The sequence below is a fragment of the Pseudomonas sp. C2.3V genome (assembly GCF_058536325.1).
In genome coordinates this window covers 174788-193877 of sequence record NZ_JBZUBN010000003.1, presented here as the reverse complement: position 1 = coordinate 193877, position 19090 = coordinate 174788, and the positions used below count along the sequence as shown (strand labels likewise).

Annotated in this window: 14 protein-coding genes; 10 read left to right on the top strand and 4 right to left on the bottom strand. The window is 54.3% G+C overall.

Features of this window, described 5'->3' with window-relative positions; translation table 11 throughout:
- Window position 1 precedes the first annotated feature (1 nt).
- A complete protein-coding gene (locus AC4LF3_RS24010; protein WP_026003894.1) occupies window positions 2-2365 on the bottom strand; it encodes a heavy metal translocating P-type ATPase in 2364 nt (787 codons plus the stop codon).
- 309 nt (window positions 2366-2674) lie between these two features.
- On the opposite strand from AC4LF3_RS24010, the gene AC4LF3_RS24005 reads away from it, so the two are divergent.
- A complete protein-coding gene (locus AC4LF3_RS24005) occupies window positions 2675-3301 on the top strand; it encodes an HAD family hydrolase (protein ID WP_019365447.1) in 627 nt (208 codons plus the stop codon).
- A gap of 125 nt (window positions 3302-3426) precedes the next feature.
- Here AC4LF3_RS24005 and tnpC read toward each other — a convergent pair whose 3' ends face one another.
- Together tnpC and AC4LF3_RS23995 are read right to left on the bottom strand one after the other, a co-directional pair.
- Complete coding sequence (gene tnpC / locus AC4LF3_RS24000) at window positions 3427-3789, bottom strand: Tn3 family transposase post-transcriptional regulator TnpC (protein ID WP_019365448.1); 363 nt, start codon at window positions 3787-3789, stop codon at window positions 3427-3429.
- On the bottom strand, window positions 3786-6800 hold the full coding sequence (locus tag AC4LF3_RS23995; protein WP_150345759.1) for a Tn3 family transposase: 3015 nt from the start codon (window positions 6798-6800) through the stop codon (window positions 3786-3788). The genes tnpC and AC4LF3_RS23995 overlap by 4 nt, the downstream gene beginning before the upstream one ends.
- 592 nt (window positions 6801-7392) lie before the next feature.
- Between AC4LF3_RS23995 and AC4LF3_RS23990 the strand changes: the two genes are divergently transcribed.
- From AC4LF3_RS23990 to AC4LF3_RS23965, 6 genes are all read left to right on the top strand, one after another.
- A complete protein-coding gene (locus AC4LF3_RS23990) occupies window positions 7393-8895 on the top strand; it encodes a 3'-5' exonuclease (RefSeq protein ID WP_181123827.1) in 1503 nt (500 codons plus the stop codon).
- 9 nt (window positions 8896-8904) lie between these two features.
- The gene (locus AC4LF3_RS23985; RefSeq protein WP_019364134.1) at window positions 8905-9219 is read left to right on the top strand and encodes a hypothetical protein; all 315 of its coding nucleotides are present in this window, start codon (window positions 8905-8907) and stop codon (window positions 9217-9219) included.
- Between the two features lie 18 nt (window positions 9220-9237).
- Entirely contained in the window at window positions 9238-9492 is a 255-nt protein-coding gene (locus AC4LF3_RS23980) for a hypothetical protein (protein WP_019364133.1), read from the top strand.
- Window positions 9493-10015: 523 nt separating this feature from the next.
- Window positions 10016-11017, top strand: coding sequence for a conjugal transfer protein TraF (gene traF, locus AC4LF3_RS23975; RefSeq protein WP_019364131.1), 1002 nt, complete (start codon window positions 10016-10018; stop codon window positions 11015-11017).
- Window positions 11014-12450 carry a conjugal transfer protein TraH gene (locus tag AC4LF3_RS23970; RefSeq protein ID WP_125889715.1) on the top strand — a complete coding sequence of 479 codons (1437 nt, stop codon included), beginning with the start codon at window positions 11014-11016 and terminating at the stop codon, window positions 12448-12450. The genes traF and AC4LF3_RS23970 overlap by 4 nt, the downstream gene beginning before the upstream one ends.
- Window positions 12450-16127 (top strand): conjugal transfer protein TraG N-terminal domain-containing protein, encoded by a 3678-nt coding sequence (locus tag AC4LF3_RS23965; protein ID WP_447110438.1) that lies wholly within the window; start codon window positions 12450-12452, stop codon window positions 16125-16127. Before AC4LF3_RS23970 ends, AC4LF3_RS23965 begins: the two co-directional genes overlap by 1 nt.
- Before the next feature lie 37 nt (window positions 16128-16164).
- Here the strand turns inward: AC4LF3_RS23965 and AC4LF3_RS23960 are convergent, their stop codons facing one another.
- Window positions 16165-16761, bottom strand: coding sequence for a hypothetical protein (locus AC4LF3_RS23960; protein ID WP_125912981.1), 597 nt, complete (start codon window positions 16759-16761; stop codon window positions 16165-16167).
- 506 nt (window positions 16762-17267) lie between these two features.
- Between AC4LF3_RS23960 and AC4LF3_RS23955 the strand changes: the two genes are divergently transcribed.
- From AC4LF3_RS23955 to AC4LF3_RS23945, 3 genes are read left to right on the top strand one after another with little or no spacing between them, the layout of a single operon-like run.
- Window positions 17268-17813 (top strand): lysozyme family protein, encoded by a 546-nt coding sequence (locus AC4LF3_RS23955; protein ID WP_010799210.1) that lies wholly within the window; start codon window positions 17268-17270, stop codon window positions 17811-17813.
- Entirely contained in the window at window positions 17810-18394 is a 585-nt protein-coding gene (locus tag AC4LF3_RS23950; protein WP_010799211.1) for a hypothetical protein, read from the top strand. Before AC4LF3_RS23955 ends, AC4LF3_RS23950 begins: the two co-directional genes overlap by 4 nt.
- A gap of 1 nt (window position 18395) precedes the next feature.
- Window positions 18396-19043 carry a FlhC family transcriptional regulator gene (locus AC4LF3_RS23945; RefSeq protein WP_125912980.1) on the top strand — a complete coding sequence of 216 codons (648 nt, stop codon included), beginning with the start codon at window positions 18396-18398 and terminating at the stop codon, window positions 19041-19043.
- Window positions 19044-19090 lie beyond the last annotated feature (47 nt).

Sequence of the window (19090 nt, the reverse complement as noted above, 5' to 3'; positions counted from 1 at the left end):
GCTAACCAACGCGCGCTTGACGGAGCCGGAGGGCGTTGAACACAACGGATGCTGAGCTGAGGCTCATGGCCAAGGCAGCAATCATCGGGGACAGCAACAGCCCGAAGAACGGATAGAGCAGGCCTGCGGCAATTGGGATGCTCAGCCCGTTGTACATAAAGGCAAACACAAGGTTCTGACGCATATTGCGAACAGTTGCCACCGAAAGCGTCCGTGCACGCAGGATCCCCATCAGGTCACCTTTTACCAGCGTAACTTGAGCACTGTTCATGGCCACGTCAGTGCCCGTGCCCATCGCTATGCCAACATCAGCCCTGGCGAGCGCCGGTGCATCGTTAATCCCGTCGCCTGCCATGGCAACTACCTTACCGAGGGCTTGTAGCTTAACCACCAGCGCTTCCTTGTCCTGCGGCTTTACTTCGCCATGCACGTCCTCGATCGATAGCTCACGAGCAACTGCGCGGGCAGTGGTAAGCCCGTCGCCGGTGGCCATGATGACTTGCACGCCCTCGGCCTGGAGCCGGGCTACAGCTTCTTTGGAGGTTGGCTTGATTGGGTCCGACACGGCCAGCAAGCCGGCAAGGGCTCCATCAACGGCCAGATAAATAATACTGGTCCCGCTCTCGCGTAGTTTTTCTGCCTGATCTTTCAAGGGCTCGACGCTCACGCCCGCATCCTCCATAAGCGCGGTATTGCCAAGCTGCAGCTGCCTGCCTTCCACCAGGCCACGGACTCCGATCCCTGACCCTGACTCGAAGGTCTCTGGCTTCACCAATTGGATACCTTCGCTCCTCGCATGGTCCACGATGGCGTGAGCCAGGGGATGCTCGCTACCCTGATCCAGACTGGCAGACAACCGGATAACTTCCTGAGCATCAAACGGCGTAACGCCTATCGCACGATCAAAGACAGGTCGACCCTCAGTCAAGGTTCCTGTTTTATCGACTATCAGTGTGTCTACCTTTCGCACATTCTCGATGGCACCTGCATCTCGAAAAAGCACGCCACTTCCAGCCGCCTTGCCTGTGGCAACCATGATCGACATAGGCGTTGCCAGGCCGAGTGCGCAGGGACATGCAATGATCAAAACCGCAACTGCATTGATCAGGCCGAATACCCAGCCCTGCTCGGGTCCGAACAGGCCCCATGCAAAGAAGGTCAACAGCGCAATCCCGATGACCGTCAGCACGAAATAACCAGCAACCGTGTCCGCCATTCGCTGCATGGGTGCTTTGGAGCGTTGCGCATTCGCAACCATCTGTACGATTTGTGAAAGCATGGTCCCGGAACCAACCTTAGTGGCTCGCATGACAAGCGAGCCACTCGTGTTCATCGTCGCGCCGATAAGCGAATCGCCTGTTCGCTTCGTCACCGGCACGGGCTCGCCCGTTAGCATGGATTCGTCGACGGCGCTCTCGCCCTCCAATACCTCTCCATCCACCGGTACCTTTTCACCAGGACGAACGCGCAGATGGTCACCCTCGTGAACGTGTGTAAGCGGAATGTCCTCCTCGGATCCATCCTTGGCGATACGGCGAGCGGTTTTAGGCGACAGACCAAGCAGGGACTTGATTGCCGAGGATGTCTGGGAGCGGGCCTTTAATTCAAGCAACTGCCCTAAAAGCGTCAGGGAAATGATGACCGCGGCGGCTTCGTAATAAACGCCTATCCGGCCACCCACCATGAAGGACGCTGGAAATATGCTCGGTAAGACCGTTGCCACGATGCTGTAGATATAGGCAGCCCCCGTGCCCAGACCGATCAATGTCCACATGTTGGGGCTGCGATGTTTGACCGAGGCGAGACCGCGCGAAAAAAATGGCCAGCCTGCCCACAAAACAACTGGGGCCGTGAGGGCAAGTTCAACCCAATTCTGGCTAGCTCCGTGAAACAGCGGAAGTGCATGTCCCGCCATGGCCAGCAATGTCACAGCAACTGTTAACGGCAACGACCACCAGAACCGCCTTGAGAAGTCCTTGAGTTCAGGATTTTCCTCCTCGTCGAGTTCAGGAATCAGCGGTTCCAGTGACATCCCGCAGATAGGGCAATCACCTGGCCCCATTTGGCGGATTTCAGGGTGCATCGGGCAGGTGTACTCGGTCGTTGCATCACCGGCGGGTGCCTTTTGCGCGAACGGCGCGGATGCATGAGACGATGACCCATGAGCCTGCTGTGCAGCGAGATATCGAGCAGGGTCAGAGCGGAACTTGGTCTGGCAACCCTGGCTGCAGAAGCGGAAAGTGCCTCCCTGATAGTGCTCTTGATGCTCGCTGTCCTCTTTCACCTTCATCCCGCAGACGGGGTCTGTGAGTGCTGCAGTATCTTTCGTTTGGTCGGGCTGGTGATGGCACTGCGGAGAAGACATACGGGCACCTTATGGATTGGTTAGCAACGAACGTGGCCTACTGCAGGGACGTTTGTGGTTTTTCCAATGCTTGCAGCGTCTGACAGCCAATATATGCAAAGCGTCCTGACCAAAGGCTGAAGTAACCATTACATTTCTGTCAGGTTCTCCGGTATGTCAGGTCGTATGAATGTTGAAGCGAGCAGCTGGAAAAAGTAGCTCGCGCAAATACCGCTTGCTGGCCTAGCCTATGCCTCCATTGTCCGATGCTCGGCCGCTTTCATTGATGAAATACCGAACCGTGCAAAGCCTAAGCGCAGGTACTCTGTTTTGATAGAAGCCGTAATTTTCGATGTCTATGGCACGCTCCTGCAAATCGGTGAACGACGGCGGCCATTTCGCAAGCTTTTAAAACAGGCACGCAGCCAAGGTCGTCAACCTAGGGCCGATGATGCCAGGACATTGATGACACGAAACGTGGGGCTAGCCGGCGCCGCCAGCCTGTTTGGTACACAGCTAGGTAACGATGAGCTTGCCACTCTGGAGCTTGATCTTTATGCGGAACTGGCCAGCGTACGTCCCTATGATGACGCCCTGCAGGCACTGGAAAGCCTTAGGAGAGCGGGGCTGAAAGTGGCGCTGTGCTCCAACTTGGCTACCCCCTATGCCATACCTGCCAAGTTGCTACTGCCTGAGTTTGACGCCTATGCCTGGAGCTTCGAGGTGGGCGCGATCAAACCGGAGCCAGCGATCTACGAACATCTGCTAAAGCGGTTGGATTGCAAAGCGTCTTCCATTGCAATGATCGGCGATACATTGGAGGCCGATGTGCTCGGTCCCGGTAGGCTGGGAATACATGGCTTCCACCTACAACGCGATGCCATCAGTGGTCCTGAGCGTTTCGCTAGCCTGAGCGAATTTGCAGACCACATTTTGGGGCATGGGCGCTCACGCTAGTTCGCGCATTGGCCGCAGCGGCTTTGATCACCCACTCGTAGAGCTGATTGGTGAGGTGATCCCTTTGCCGGCGATCCTATCCATGGTCAGGAACAGCTGAGTCTTGTCGAAATCGGCCAGAGTGCTCATGCATCATGGTTTGGTGCAAGCTTGATAAGTGGCGCAAGGAGGAGTTGAGCAGTGCGAGCCCAGGAAACAAGCCCCTCAAGATCCGTCTGCAGAGATCCGGCCTCTGCCCAGACACAAGCATTCTCGGCAGGCACCGTAAGGGCGATGCCCTCAACTATCGTCAGAGCCATCGCATGCAATCTCAGCAGCTCGTCGCGAATGGCGGTGGTTCCGCCCAGTTCCAGCAAGCAGGCGTCCAATCGATCAACCAGCCGGAGCAGTTGAGAGGCGTCGAAGCCGTCGCGCAGGTTTTCCAACGCCACCGCATCGACTTCGCCGTACGGTGTAACGCGAAAGGCTGCGGGAGGAACATTCATCATGTGGTTTTCTCGGTATCTAGCTGGCGAGGTGTGATCACCCGCAGCGAGCCGGCAGCTTGTTGGAACACCAAGTCCTTGATCCAGGGCTCCGGTGGCCGGTTGAGCTTGAGGTTGAATTCGCCGAAGCGCTTGACGTTGCTGGTCAGGTAGGGGCTGAGGAAGGACACGTCCTCGTCGGTGAACTGCCAACCCTCTCGGGCCAATTTCTGCAGAATACGCATCATATCCACAGTGTTCTGCAGGATCACCGATGAGGCCACCATGTCGTTGTAGCGCAGACGTTTTTGCTGTTCGTCCGGATCGTTCTCGGCAATCACGTCGCCACCGAACGAAAGCCACTTCGAGAAACCGTTGTAGGACTCGATCTTGTTGGTGTTCGCGGTGACTTCCTGGCGCAACTCGCGGCTGCCGATCCAGTTGAGCAGGAAGATCGTGCGGATCACGCTGCCCAGTGCCTGGGCCGCATGGTAGAGCTTGTTGCGCCGGCTGTAGGAGCCGAGTTTTCGCAGCAGCATAGGCGAGGAGATTTTGCCGGCCTGGATGGACAGCGCGACCTGCATCAGATCTTGCCAATGGGTTTCGATCAAGTGCCAGTCGGCAGTGTCGGTGAACAGGCGGTTGATATGCTTGTACGACGCGCCGCGATCCGTCCGGCACATCACCAGGTCACGCCAGTTGCGGATACGCGGCATCAGGTTGATGCCCAGCAGATGGGTGAAGGCAAAGACTGTCGCCGATTGCCCCTGAGTATCTGAATACACAGTGTCTGCCTCGACACTGAGATCAGCCTTTAGCAGCCCCTCAATTACGTAAATCGCCTCCCAGATGCCAGGTGGGATGAAGTGCTGGAACACAGCGATGTAGTTGTTGGCCACGTGCCGATAGGCCACGGCACCCATCTTGCGGTAGCGGAAGTGATAGCCGGCCAGCAGGTTGTCATCATAGAAGTCGAACTGCGTGCCGTCCGCTGCCACCGCCTTGCCATCGCCCCAGAGCTTGGGCAGATCAAGTTGCAGATAGAGTTCCACCAGCTCGCGGTTAGCCTTGTCCAGCTTCTCCAGTGATAGGTGGCGGCGAGTCGTATAGGACAGCATGTGTGGCGTGACATTACCGGCCAGATGCCGCGCGGCCTGGTTGGGGCCGAGATTGCAGCCCATGGCGAAGATGGTCATCAGATAGCGCTCGGCAGGCTCTTTGAGCTTCGGCTCGTTACCGGACATGGGACCGAAATGCCGCGTGAACTGAATCCAGTGCTCGATGTTGGCCATGATGTCGAGCACATGCCTGGCCGGCATGCGCTGCATAAGCGCCGTCTGTAGTGAAATGGCCGAAGGTGGGATGTCCCGCGCCGTTACTCGGCGCAACACCGGTTCTCCGGCTTCGTTAATCGATACGTCCCCTCGGCAAGATGGGTATTTGTCGTCCAGTTGTTGCGCGGTTTCCTCCAGCTGGGTCTTGAGGGAGCCAACAAACTCCTTGGCCGTGCCTGGCAGCCCGACCTTTTCGCAGTAGGCCGGTAGTCGCTGGAGGCATTCTTCCCAGGGCAGCAACTGCTTGCGGTAGTCGGCGAAGGATTCAGACCCATGTACACACATGTCACCCGATCGCAGCTCGCTGGCCAAGTAGGAGAACACGCAGACTTCTAAATAACGCCGGTTGGTCGGTGGCCCCTCACTGGCAGGACGACGAACGACCTTGACCCAGCGCTCCGACGCAAACGACAAGTCGACGTGCTCGTCGATCCATTCGCGGTGTAGATTCTCGCTGTCTTGGATCAGTTGAAGAGCCTGAACCAGCGATCGATCCTGAGTCGTGGGCTCCAGTTGGAGAAGGTGGCTGAGACGGAACAATAACGAGCGATGGGACTTGAAGTGCTTCCAGATCAGCGGCAGATAGTTATTACCGCCGGTAGCCTGTACTTCGGCGCAAGTCTCACGCAACCGATCCAGATTGCCACCGGGGGAGAGGTATTCCCGAATCAGACTGCCAGCCTCCTGGTCATCCGGTTCTTGAACCAGAATCTGCACCACGCCATCCAGGGTCGCCGCCAACTGCTCCAGCTTCTGGCGTTGCCGCGCCTGGATTTGCTCCAAATCCTCCTTGGCGCGTTTATGGATCGTCGAAATCCGTCGGATGAACATCTCGGCCAGGTGATCCCGGGTCCGCACGCGCATGCGGTAGATCAAGGCCAGCATCAGCGTGTAGCGTTTCGGCAGTGAGCAGTCCTTCAGCTCGGCTACATCCGACGCCGCGGCTTGGGCAGCGAAGTGGCGGATCTTGGTGTCGACTATTCCTCCAAAAATGGCACCCAGATCCCCGAAGCTCTCGAGCCAAGCCAGATGATCGATCAGCACCTCCAAGTGCTTGCGAGATGGCTTCTTGGGCGCCTGCTTCAGCGCATTGAAGTCGCTCTGGCGTCGGCCGAAATCAGTGTCGAGCAGATCCTTTAACTTGTGGATCACCTCGACTGGCGTTCTGGTTACTACGAGGTTGAATATTGCCTCTTGGGATTCGGCATGAATTCGCTCAGCGAGATCATTCAGGGTCGAGTACGCAGGGAGCTCATAATCCTGGCTGATCAGCTCTTCGATTACGGAGTTGATGATGTCGGCGCGTTGGTCAAGCACAAACGACATTGCTTTGGCATGCCGCTCGGCGAGCTCCATGGCATCAGAGCCGTAGAATGCCGTCACACCGAGGCGAGCTCGGATCGCGTTCATGTGGCGATATTGTTGGAACCACTTGTATTCCGCGAGTTTCACCTTGCTACGCTGACCCAACTCTCCGCGAATGAAGTCCACCAGTTGATTAGGTACGTCGGTGATATCAGGAAAATATCGGAGCACCTGAAAGGTTTTGAGGAGAACGGCGAGATTGAGGTGAAAGGGGGCCTTGGACTTGCTTCGTACCCACTTAATCTCATCATCTGAGAACGAAAAATCACGCTGCAGCTCAGCTTTTGAATACGCCTTTGGCAGAGTGGGATACGCCGTACGCTCTAATGAAGCCATAGGAACTCCTTTTCTGAGGAGTCAGAAAAGATAGTCCACGATCAGAGGCTGTGCGGTCGATTTGGTAAATTCTCTTGGCATCAACACGTTACGTGCGAAGTGAGTGAATTTTACTTATATCTCGGCATGACCCCTATGACGGTAGGGACGGGCGCAGCGATGGCAGAGAATGTGAGGCCCAGAGTAGTGATCAGATCGATTGTGCCTATCGCACCCGCATACACCTTGCTTGCGCTGCCTTTAAAACTGTCTGCCCTGTCGCGAATCGCGTCTCTTGCGGTAACTGCGCGTGTCTCTATCGTTAGGGCTGCCCGCTTTGCACTTGCGCTGGCGGTGCCCATTACCCGATCAAGCAATCTTTTCGTGTTGATGTCGTAACTCATCAGTAAGCCCTAATGATTTGGCATGTTCTATCTATGCTACGCGTAGGAAAGTGAGGTCATTCCTCGTGGTTGGTACCCGCGCGGGTACCAACCACGAGGTTTGGGTGCAAAAAAATTGGGTAAGCTGGCTGTTAAAGTCTTCCGGACTTGCATCCCGGAAGACCTGTGAGACGCTGGTTATATCTAGCAGCACTATTCAAGGACACCTTATGGCCTTCACGCCCACCTTCGAGCAGGAACCCATCATTGCTTCCAAGGCAAAAAAGCTGGTGGTCCGTGCCTATGCTGGTACAGGCAAGACGTCGACACTGGTAGCCTTTGCCAGGGCCAATCCCAGTGAGCAGATGCTTTATCTGGCCTACAACCGCGCTATTCGTGATGAAGCTACCAAGAAGTTTCCCCGTAATGTCACATGCAAAACCACGCACCAGATGGCCTTTACCGGCTATGGGAAAACACTCCAGCACAAGCTCAAGGGCAATCTGCGGCCCGTTGAAGTAGCCCGTGACTATGAGTGCAACTATCAGGTCGCTGCCGCCGCCATTGCTACCGTTTCCTGCTACATGAACAGCGCCGATCAATTCATTACGCAGGCGCACTACCGGCGTGCACAAGAGATGAAGTCGAAAAAGTCCAAAAAGAAGGACGATCCGCGGCTGGCCAGCGCTGCAATCAAAGTGGCCGAAGCGTTATGGAATGAGATGCAGGACCCGTACAGCAAGCAAATTGCGGTGCACGATGTGTATCTGAAGCAGTACCAGCTCTCCCGTCCGGATCTGTCTGCCCAGTACAGCGTGATTCTCTTTGACGAAGGGCAGGACAGCAACGAGCTGACTACCGATATCGTGTTCAGCCAGACCAAGGCGCGTGTCATTACAGTGGGCGATGAGCACCAGCAGATCTATCAGTTCCGGGGCGCTATTGATGCATTGAGTCATCCCCAGCTGCACGACGCCGAGCAACTGCGCCTGACCAACAGCTTTCGCTTTGGTCCCAATGTCGCGGCTATGGCAAACGTACTCTTACGTTATAAAGGTGAGGATGTACCGCTTGTGGGACTGGGAGGGGAGGACCGCATTGTGGTCTCGTCCGAGTTCAAGCTAAGCGATTCCAAGCCGCCCTTTGCCTTTATTGCGCGTACGGTAATGGGCGTGATTGAAGCTGCACTGTTCTTCTCTTCTCGTGGCTTGAGCATTGAGTTAGTCGGCGGTTTTGACGCCTACGACTTCAAGGGCATCCTGGATGTGTACTGGCTTTCAAAGGACGAACCGCAAAACATCCAGAACAAGCGCCTGCTTGAAGACTACCCGGATTACACCGCTTACCAGATAGTGGCGCAGGAAGCCCGTGACGTTGAGATGCTGCGAGCGGTGAAGGTCGTGGACAGTTACCCCAATCTTCCTGACAACCTTGCCATTCTCAAGAGCCAGCTCGTGAAGGGTGGACAGCAGGCGCAAATGGTCATAACCACAGCGCACAAGAGCAAGGGCCTGGAATGGGATCAGGTTTATCTGTGCGACGACTTTCCTGACCTCACGGACGATGAGATTCCCATGCAGGAGATGCTAGGGGAGGTGAACCTGCAATATGTGGCGCTGACGCGGGCCAAGAAGCTGCTGGTGATCACGCCTACACTTTTGAATCTGGTAAAACTGGTCAAGACCGGTTTTCGCCTGACGGATCTATACCGTTCAAAATCACTGAGCGCCTAGGAAAACATAATGTTTCAAGCCCTGCTCGCCGATATATCCATGCTGGCCGTACTCACCGCTGCCATTGTTGGAATAGTTGCGACCTTTGCAGCTGTCTGGAAGCTGGTAGAAACCCTACGCCTCCTTTTGCCTACTATCTTGCTGGCGCTCGGCATGGGAGGCTTCTGGGCCTCTCGCCATTTCTATGAGCTGCACTCGCATGCAAAAGCGCTCTCTGCCGGACAGGAAACCTGGATCGTCTACGTCTGGCTGTTGGGCTTTATCTTCATGGTCTTGTGCTTGTCCCTTCCATTCTGGACAAGAAAAGACATCAAAGACCATTGAGCGCCTGTTGAGGTGGGTATGCCCGATATCACCGGTGCTGTGCTGATAGGCGTAGTGTTAGCAAAGCTGGCCGCCACCCGGCGTCCCGTCTGGGTAGCCGCGTTGGTGGCATCCGTGTTCTTTAGCTGTACGTTTTCCTATTTAATGTATGGGCTGCATGTTGGGATTGAGCGCGGAGAAAGCTGGGTCGCCTATGCTATCGCCAGTATCGTGTTGTCTGTAGTGATAGTCCTGTCCCGCATGCTCAGTTTTGATCGCACTTTTAGCCATTAGTAAGTTGGGACAACAGCGCACCTCATCACCTACCACTGGTCGACTTCCTCTTAAACGTGCCCGCGCGGGCATCAACCACGGACATAGCCATGTCCAGCCTGGTTCTAATATCCAAGTCTCAATCCATTGAGGTCGAGACCATGACTAGGCAACGTGTTTTCCTTCTTATCAGCAAATCCCCAATGCTTTTGTTTGCTCTTTTTGTTTTGATCAACTGTCTCAGTATGGCCTTCTTGAAGAACCACCTTGAGATAGTGCCAAGCTCCATTCTCATAACCTATGTCATAGTCTGGCTCGCACTGCAAAAGACTCCTTGGCAATTGCCAAGTCTTTACCAGCTCTCTACCCGTGTATGGCAGCGTCTGAGGTTAGTGTTCCGCCGAAAATGACCCACCTTTTGTCTGCTTAGCAAATTATTTGCACCTAAACCTCGTGGTTGATACCCGCGCGGGTACCAACCACGAGGCTTGGCCAGTGGGCTTGCATCGTAGTATCGACGTACCGCCACTACGACGCTTACGCCATGAAACGACACGCCTTTGTCCCTGTTCTTTTGCTGGCCAGTGTGGTTGCTTCCAATGCTCCGGCCGACACCACCGACCCTCACTCTTTTTGGTCACAAAAGGAGCGTGGCTGGTTCTTTTACGAAGACCCTCCCGAGCCACCAGAGGAAGCACCAGCGCCTCCGCCTCCTGAACCTCAATCCCAGACGGTACAGACCATAACCGAGGCGCCAGCACAGGCAGCCCCGGCACCTCCGCAAGCCTTTAGTGCGGAATGGTTCAGAAAGAACCTGCCCAAGTACAAGGACGCCGCCTGGGATAACCCCACGGTCGAGAATGTACGGGCATTCATGATGCTCCAGCGCTACGCCATGGATCGTAGCTCCCAGTTCGCGGACGTTACTCAGCTGGCGGTGCAGGGTGATCCCCTGCTGGATGAAAACGCCCGCCGTCCCAATGCGACCTACGCGGCGCAGGCACTGGACAAGCAGGCAGGGGAGGCCAAGGCGCAGGTGCTTGATGAGCTGGCGCAAAAGGTCGGCGTGTTTTTCTTCTACGCCTCTGATTGTGACCTGTGCGAAACACAGGTTCCGGTTCTACGCATGCTGGAAAGCCGTTTTACCGTGACGCCTGTTTCTCTAGATGGCAAGGACCTGCCCGGTAGTCCTTTTCCAACCTTCAAGCCTGACGCTGGCCATGCCCGGCTGCTGGGGGTGCGCCAGCTCCCGGCGATTTATCTGGCCAGTCCTAACGGTGACTTTGCGCCTATCGCTCAGGGCGCGCTGGCGCTCGGTGACATCGAGCATCGTATTACCCTGGCGGCGGCCAGCAAGGGCTGGATTGACCAGCGCACGCTTAATCGCACCCGACCCTTGCGCAACCTTGATGACAACCTGAGCGAGCTGCTCCCCGCTGGTTTAGTCGAGGGCGATGAGAGCGGTTTTATTCCCCCTTCCGAACTGCTTCAGCACATAGACCAATCCCTTGGCCGCGCCCCCGTGGGCGGAGGAGAACTTCAATGAAAAAAACGCTCACCTCGGCAGCGCTGGCGCTATGTCTAGCTGCTGGCGCCACGCTGCCTGTTGCCTCCCAAGCCGGTGGCCTGCAGGACCAGATGGACAACCTCTTCAATCAGATGACCAACACCACCGATCCGGGCGTGTTCGAGACCCAGACGCGGGGTGCACTGGCTGGCGGGCGCTATATCGCCAAGAGTCCAATCATGAACACCAACTTTGCCAACCTCCAGATTCCGAGCTGGAAGGCTGGCTGCGGCGGGGTGGATCTGTTTGGTGGATCGTTCTCCTTTATCAACGCGGACCAGTTCGTCCAGCTCCTGCGAAGTGTGGCAGCCAACGCGACCGGCTATGCCTTCCAGCTGGCGCTATCCAATGTCTTTCCGGACGGCGCTGAACTGCTCTCCGAGCTTCAATCCCGCATCCAGAACCTCAACCAGATGATGGGCAACTCCTGCCAGCTGGCGCAGGGCGTTGTGAATGACTCGGTAGGGGCCATGGGGTTCAAGCTGGACAACGACGTGCGTACCAGCGCCACCATTACCGGGGCCATGACGGACTACTTTGCGACCTGGAGCGAAACCGATGGTGTCAGCTCTCGCGCCTCGCTCAAGCAGTCCAACCCGGCCGAGTATGAAAAGCAGATGGGCAATATTGTCTGGAAGGAGCTCCGGCGTAACCGGGTCGACCTGTGGTTTGCCACCACTACAAGCGGCACCAGTGGCTCACTGGATACCGACCTGCTTGAAGCCATCATGTCCATGACCGGCACGGTAATCGTAGGGGAGGGCAGTGATGACGACACCAACATCGCTCGCTCCCTGCCGGGCAACCTTGTCAAACTCAGGGATCTCATTGAAGGCGGGACCGTTAAGGTATACGACTGCGGCGGCGATACCGAGAACTGTGCCATCAGCAGCACCAGCCCCACCAAGACCATCACTCTGACCGGCCTCAGAAGCAAGATCAAGGAGGCCTATCTGGGCAATGGCTCAACCTCGGACGGCCTGATCATGAAGTACGCGACCGGCACCGAGGGTATGGCTGCCACCACGCAGGAGCAGGCGGTGTCGGCCAATGCTGGCTCAGCCGGTTCTATGCTCAGTCGCCTTTCCACCGTAAGCAGCCTGACTGCGCGCGAGTTTGCTGAGGAATCAGCCGGGGCCATGGCGCTCTCCATGATTCGTGATGCTGCACGTCGCATGATCACAACGGCCTACACGGCGGTTGCCACCAGTCAGAGTTCCCACGCCAACCTTGCCCGCGAGCAGCTGCGTGACTCTCTCGCTGAGCTTGACCGTGAAGCCGATGCGCTACGCGGTGACTACGGCGATCTTGGCCAGATGCTGGCGCGTTCCGAGACCACGCTGGGCCTGGTCGAGAAGAGCGGTTATGCGATGCAGGAACAGGTAACGATCACCGGTGGGGGGCAGAAATAATGTTTGAATTCGACTTGTACTCAATTGGCGATAGTGCCTTTCTGGAACAGATTCTCAACGCTGTAGCGATGATCTCCGGGGAGGACGACTTCATTCAGATCGTCTCGATCGGGATGGTGCTGGGAATGCTGGTGATGGGGTGGCAGGCATTAACGTCTGGCGGAAAAAACGGTGTTGATTTTCAGCAGCCTCTGGTCGCGGTAATGATCTGGATGCTCCTCTTTGCTCCCAAGGGAACGATTGTTATCGAGGATGCCTATACCGGTGCCGTGCGACCGGTAGACAATGTCCCCCTGATGGTGGGACTCGTTAGCCTCAGCTCAAAGTTCGGTTACGGCCTGACCCGAATGGCGGAGGCGTTCAATCCCATTGTTCCGGGCATAACCGAGACCTACTTTGCCGATGCGCTCAAGAGCATCAATGATGTACGTCGCAAGGTCTCTGAGCCCAAGGTGTTTCAGGCGATTAATGAGGCCCTGGGCGATCAGTCAGTTGCCAACATGCAAAGCGGGACAAGCACGGGCACGGTCAACTTTCGCCGCTCCTGGTACAACTACATCAAGGAATGTACGCTCAAGGGTATCGATACCAACCGCTATACCCTCGATGCGCTGCTGACACAGCCCGCCATGGAGGCCATGCAATACAAGTCCAGCATCCACCACACCCTGCTGTTCCTGGACGCTGGCAACCCTCTGGGCACGACCATGACCTGCTCGGCGGCCTATACGCTGCTTATCCAGCGCACCAACGAAGCGTTTGCCACGGATAAGGTCAAGCTGGCCCTGGCAGAATCCGCGGGGATCAAGCTCTATGAGGATGACGATCTCTACAACAAGCTTTCCAACAACTTTGGCTCGCTGGCCACTGCAGGTGCGGCGACAGTAGACGCTCAGAAGTACGTCATGGCCGCGGTACTGGATAACGTCTATCTACAGGCCGCTCAGGGCCGTTATCAGGACATGCGCGACTTTTCCAGCGCAATGATGATTGGACAGGCCTTGATGCAGCGAAACACGCAGTGGGCAGCTGAGCAGTCCATGTTTATAAGTATGGTCCGACCCATGATGTCGCTGATTGAGGGTCTGATGTATTCCATTGTGCCCATCATGGCCTTCCTGATGGTGATCGGTAGACTCGGCCAATCACTGGTCGGCAAGTACCTGCTGATGCTGGTCTGGATCCAGCTGTGGATGCCAGTGCTCTCCATTATCAATCTCTACCTGTATATGGTGTCCACGTCCCAACTGGAAGCACTGGCCGGTACAGGCAGTGGTACGCCAATCGCGCTGGACTCCTTTATAGGCCTGTACAAAACGGACGAGATCCTGGGCAACTGGCTGGCAACTGGCGGGATGCTGGCCGCGGCCACACCGGTACTGACCATGATGCTGATTACGGGGTCGACGTTTGCGTGGACTTCGCTTACCCAGCGCATGAACGGCGCGGACCACATCAACGAGAAGATCACGACGCCCGATGCGGTCAGCAATGGTCCGGCCCTGAACAACCTGGCCATGAACAGCAACACCAACGTAGGTGGGACCGCAGGAACCGGCGCCGACAGCCTGCTCCCGAATCTTGCTTTTGATGCAAGGCTCAGCAGCGCAGCCTCTTCGGCGCAAAGCTATGCCAACGACAAGCGCGAGCAGTTTACCCGCACGCTTTCCAATTCGTTTACCGATAACGTCTCGCAGCAGCAGATGACCTCGCTTTCAGAGCAGATCGGTCGCACGGTGATGAGCAGCAATAGCAGTGAGGCGCAGGCAATCAAGAGCGCCGCGGCGAGTTATATGAGAGATCATAATATTGGATCATCGCAGACAGCCGCTGTAACTGGATCAATGGCTATGTCGGTAGTAGGAGGAGGCTCGCTTGCTTTATCGTTCCCATCAATAAGTAAAGGCAAGCGTAGCCAAGGAGAGAAAGAAGATAGTAGTAACATTAGCGGTAACGCAACGGTTAATGGGCAGCTCTCAGACACTGACGTCAACCAAGTCCAATTTACTAAAGCTGACGGTGATAAATATCTGAAGCAAGCAGGCTTTAGCGAAAGCAGCAGGGCAGCCTTAAGCGACTCTCTGAGCCATGGCATTAGCAGCATGAGTACCCAAACCCTGTCGCATGCGCTTGGTTCTGAACGCGCTCAGTCCCTGCAAAATGCCGCTTCCGAAGCAGTAAGCGCCAATGAAGCCTATGCTCGCACCTCTTCCATGGCTGAGAGCTTTGGGTCGAATACCGGATTAACCATTAATGATCTGTCCAATCAGATGTCGCAAAACGATGGTGCAGCCCGGATGCTCACTGAGTTTGCCCAGTACCATCCTGAGCTTCGCTCCAAGGTTAGCAAGCTGATGGATAGGTACACTTCCAATGACGGTCCCTATCGCATGGATGAACGTAAGGCTCGGGTCGCTGCATCTCTTGTGCTCATGACTGACCAGAATACTTTCGGAAACGATACCAGCACATACCGCTCAGCGATGGATACAGTCGCCGCGGCTACAGGTATGACACTGGGACGTGACATGCAGGGTGCTCCGGAAATGTCTCATGAAGCTAATGCAGGACTGGTCGACAGAGCCGCAAATATTCCCGGTGACGTACGTGGAGAAGCTGAACGTATTCAAGCTCCCGCAATGGTCAATCGAGACCAGGCGGCCGCTGGCGCAGCCGCAGCTCCTGGCTATACACAAGGGATGGGCCAACTCAATAGTAATAGCCCAGAAGTACAGCAACATCATGGGGCAGGCCTGTCGGAGGCTCGTGCTCATGGTTCTAGCTGGGGTACCGAGGTACAAACAGAGCGGATGATGCAAACTGCTGAAAGCGTCAATAACGCACCTGAACTGACATCCGCACTCAGCACGATGGGTACAGCTCAAACTGCTGGTTCATTGGTAGAAGGAATCGCTAATACAGCGACAGCCTCTGCTACAGGTATGGCAAAAGATGCAGCGCAGAAGGTGATCAGCTTTCTCAGCGGTATGGATGATAAACAACTCGAAGAGGTTAGAGCCGCAGCAGAGGCAGGTGAGGACCTGTCACGCTTCAAGCTTCCAGAAGGTGTGAGGGGTGATCTGCTCAAAGGCGGCGCCTTTATAGCACGAGGGATAATGGGAGAGGGGATCACCAGCTCCATGTCCAACGAACAGGCTGCCGCTGTAATGGCCGGTCAATTAGCTGAGGCAGCAAAAGGAGATAGCTCAAGAGTAACACCAGAGGAGTTGGCACGTTCGGGCGAAATAATGAGGGAGCGTAAATATCAGCAGGCCCTTGGGGAAGGTCTTAGCGAATCGATGGCCCATGAGTATGCTGACCACTTTACCCTTGCTAATCAGGCTATTGGCTTAGCTAGCCAGCTAAAGGATATACCTCTGCCGAGTCCGTTACTTAAAGCAACCGGGTTCGTAGGTGATACGATTGATAATTACAAGAATGGTGATTTACGAGAGCAGCGTATTGAGACTGACAAGCAAGCTGCGGCCGAAGCGTTAGGGCACAGGAGCTTTACGGATCTGTCTCCAGTCGAGCAAGCAACTATAGGGCAGGCTATCGAAAAGACGTATGACTTGATTGGCAAGGCAGCACATAACCCAGACCTGGCACCTAGCGTGCTGCAGCATGCATCTCGCCTAAATATCGCACTTCATCCAAATGACATTTCTGACAATTGACTCAAATTCTAAAGGAGCCCGCTCTCAGCGGGTTCCTTTAGAACCTAATAGGTCGAGGAAGAGTTGGCTCGCTTTCATGCAGCATCTGCTGCTCTACGTATTGAAATGTCTTGTTTAGTTCTTTCAGGGCAACGTTACTATCACTCTGGTCGACGTGGTTGAACCATACATACTCGTCAGCACCTTCCTCATCTGCGAAGACTCTGGGCTTTGCCCTGTCAGCTCGTCTTGCCGCAAAGGCATTATCTATATTCTTGATTAGCATGATCAGCTTGGTAATAAAGAAAAATGGTACAGCCACAGCCAGCCAGGATAGTGAGATCATAAGAGCAGCAGCCAGATCCGAAAACCAGATCGTTGTAGCGATAGCTGCAGCCGACAATACGAAGAAAACAAGCTTTGCGAATTTCCCTCCCAGTGCTGCCCTTACGCCCCACAGAGCCAAAAAGCTAGCGGGTGGAAATACACATAAGCCAAAGAGAACAAGGTGAGTAACGCTGTAGCCTTTGCCAACCATCGTTAGGAAGGCAAACCATACGGCTGCGACTACAAGGAAGGCCAGCTGCGCCAGCAACCATGTCCTTATGAAGCCACGTTTTGTGACAGGCTTTTGTTCCGCATCGATCTGTGTCATGACCGTAGCCCTGAGGATGACATCGTTAAGGTTGGTGTCTGCGTGAAAATGATTTCATCCAGACAGTTGCTCAATCCATAAAAAGTAGTCTACATTTCATTCCTGAGGTAGCTGGCCTCGTTAAAGAAGCAGCCCATTAAGCGTCAATATTATTTCTGTACCCAGCTCGTAGTCTCTACCAGCTTATGCTTTATGCAAATGTTCAAACGAATGTTTGCTATTCACCAGAGCAATATCTCTCCGATCTCAGTGAATTTGCCTTCACTCTGATATCGCCCTGATATTAGCTGTCTCTATTACATAGACTCCCGCAAGTTGTACCTGCCCGTTTGTCTATAGGGATTGATTACAGAAAACCAATGAGCGCAATATTCGGACTCGCAGCCGAATAGTCTTCTCTGCGCAAGATTTAGCGTCACTCTGAATACGGCACTTGCATAATGGAATTTTTGTGGAAAATGGATATGTAGTTCAGACAAAGCTAAAACTTAGCAAGCGGGGAAGATATGAAAAAGGTTGCACTATTGGCATTCGCCCTCGGAGCGCTATCCGTAACTCATGCTCATGCAGATCTTGATAATTCACTGTTTGGTGAAATAGCAAGAGAGCATGGCTTGCCTGTCAATCTGCTCTACTCTGTTGCACTTGCTGAGTCGGCCTATTCTTCTTCGGAAGGTATAAGCCCGTGGCCGTATACCATACGAACTGCAACCAAAGCGTATTATGCAAAAACGTTGGAAGAAGCAGAGCATCTCCTGACTGACCTTTTAAGAAGTGCAAGATCAGTTGATGTCGGAATCATGCAGGTAAACCTGTACTGGAATTCCGATCGCATAAATGATCCGAAGTCGTTGTTAAGTGCTGAAAATGGCTTGAGAACAGGTGCATCCATACTAAGCGAGAGAATCAGATCTGCTCCTGGTGACTTGGAATTGGGTATCGGTAGGTACCACAACATAAAAAACGAAGCACTGGCCAGAAACTACGGTTCAAGAGTACTGGCTATATGCAAGAACATATCCTACGTCATAGGTGGAGTTTGCGAGCAATGAGCAGTTTCAATAACTACGAAAGTGGTTTTGCTAATGTAAGTTGTAAGGACACGGCAGATCTTAATTGTGACGTCTGGTCCTATTTATATCGCAGCGCCATGGATGGATGCGCGGAGACGCGCAAAGAGTTCAAGATCCAGGCTAAAGAATATTCATGGTTGGCCCAATTGGCTCAGCAAAATATCAGGTTACTTGCTGATCCAGTGGTATTGCATTTTACCTGTAGCCATGCAATTACAGATTTTAAAAAAGTATTACCTGTTGCGAGCCCGCAACCGAGCGCAACTCTTAATGAGTTTCAGGACTTAGCATACAGGTTCTGGCTATCGGTGAAACTTTGCTCACACCGGCAAAGTATCGGAGTGACCCGTATTCGGTATGGAGTAAAGAAGGAACATATCGAATATGTCAGAAAGCTATCTGATGCCCAGATCCGGCATCTGGTTGCGCATACCACTGCCGGAAAACTTGAACTCAGGTTTGACTCACAATTGATTAACGGCATCGGTAGAGCAGATCTATCTAAAGAGGCGTTGAGCCGAATCCAACTTCAGTGCTTTAACTCTTCCCTGGAAATCTGACATGACTGACAACAAAGGCGATAACTCAAACACCACTCACTATCAAAGTATGGCAGCCGGGCGCAAACTGGCTCTTGCCAGAGCTATGCTGATGCGAAAGTTTGTGACTCGCTTTATTGAGCTTGAGACGTCGCTCAGCAAAAAGACCCTGCGTAAAATACGGGATGAACTTGGACTTCCGCTTGAAGATCGCAAGGGAAAGCTTCAAAAGGGTGTGCAAACCATCATCAAGAATTCAACGGAGCGCAAAAACGCTGCGTTTTTTATTCTTCCTTACGCCGCTTTGAATGGTAAGAAGTGCGGAGAATTTGATGTCTATGATGTTATAGACGCCTATGATATTTATCTGGCCTCTATCAACTGGCACTACAATCAGTCCGAAAAACTACCACGCATCCTTACCATAAACGAGGCTTATTCCCTGGCGCTTGCCTACATCGCCCGGGAGGTTTCCCTGGAGGTTTGCCCCGATTGTGGAACCCCGTTTGTTGTCTTCTACAACACGTCCGTGACGAGCTCCAGCTGTCCTAACGATATCGCCCGTAAAAGGCTGCATGACACGGTTATGGACGAGCGAACTCCGGTCTGGCTAAAGATGAAAAAGGGACCGGTCTACGCGCCAGCTCTAGATGTCTCCCCAAGGATGTAGTCACGGTCTGAGCACATGAGAAGGGAGGGATAGGCCTCCCTTCTCAT

Excerpts from the sequence above, each read along its gene's own strand:
- AC4LF3_RS24010 (WP_026003894.1), bottom strand. The coding sequence starts at position 2,365 with ATGTCTTCTCCGCAGTGCCATCACCAGCCCGACCAAACGAAAGATACT.
- tnpC (WP_019365448.1), bottom strand. The coding sequence starts at position 3,789 with ATGATGAATGTTCCTCCCGCAGCCTTTCGCGTTACACCGTACGGCGAA.
- AC4LF3_RS23995 (WP_150345759.1), bottom strand. The coding sequence starts at position 6,800 with ATGGCTTCATTAGAGCGTACGGCGTATCCCACTCTGCCAAAGGCGTAT.
- AC4LF3_RS23990 (WP_181123827.1), top strand. The coding sequence starts at position 7,393 with ATGGCCTTCACGCCCACCTTCGAGCAGGAACCCATCATTGCTTCCAAG.
- AC4LF3_RS23985 (WP_019364134.1), top strand. The coding sequence starts at position 8,905 with ATGTTTCAAGCCCTGCTCGCCGATATATCCATGCTGGCCGTACTCACC.
- AC4LF3_RS23980 (WP_019364133.1), top strand. The coding sequence starts at position 9,238 with ATGCCCGATATCACCGGTGCTGTGCTGATAGGCGTAGTGTTAGCAAAG.
- traF (WP_019364131.1), top strand. The coding sequence starts at position 10,016 with ATGAAACGACACGCCTTTGTCCCTGTTCTTTTGCTGGCCAGTGTGGTT.
- AC4LF3_RS23970 (WP_125889715.1), top strand. The coding sequence starts at position 11,014 with ATGAAAAAAACGCTCACCTCGGCAGCGCTGGCGCTATGTCTAGCTGCT.
- AC4LF3_RS23965 (WP_447110438.1), top strand. The coding sequence starts at position 12,450 with ATGTTTGAATTCGACTTGTACTCAATTGGCGATAGTGCCTTTCTGGAA.
- AC4LF3_RS23960 (WP_125912981.1), bottom strand. The coding sequence starts at position 16,761 with ATGACACAGATCGATGCGGAACAAAAGCCTGTCACAAAACGTGGCTTC.
- AC4LF3_RS23955 (WP_010799210.1), top strand. The coding sequence starts at position 17,268 with ATGAAAAAGGTTGCACTATTGGCATTCGCCCTCGGAGCGCTATCCGTA.
- AC4LF3_RS23950 (WP_010799211.1), top strand. The coding sequence starts at position 17,810 with ATGAGCAGTTTCAATAACTACGAAAGTGGTTTTGCTAATGTAAGTTGT.
- AC4LF3_RS23945 (WP_125912980.1), top strand. The coding sequence starts at position 18,396 with ATGACTGACAACAAAGGCGATAACTCAAACACCACTCACTATCAAAGT.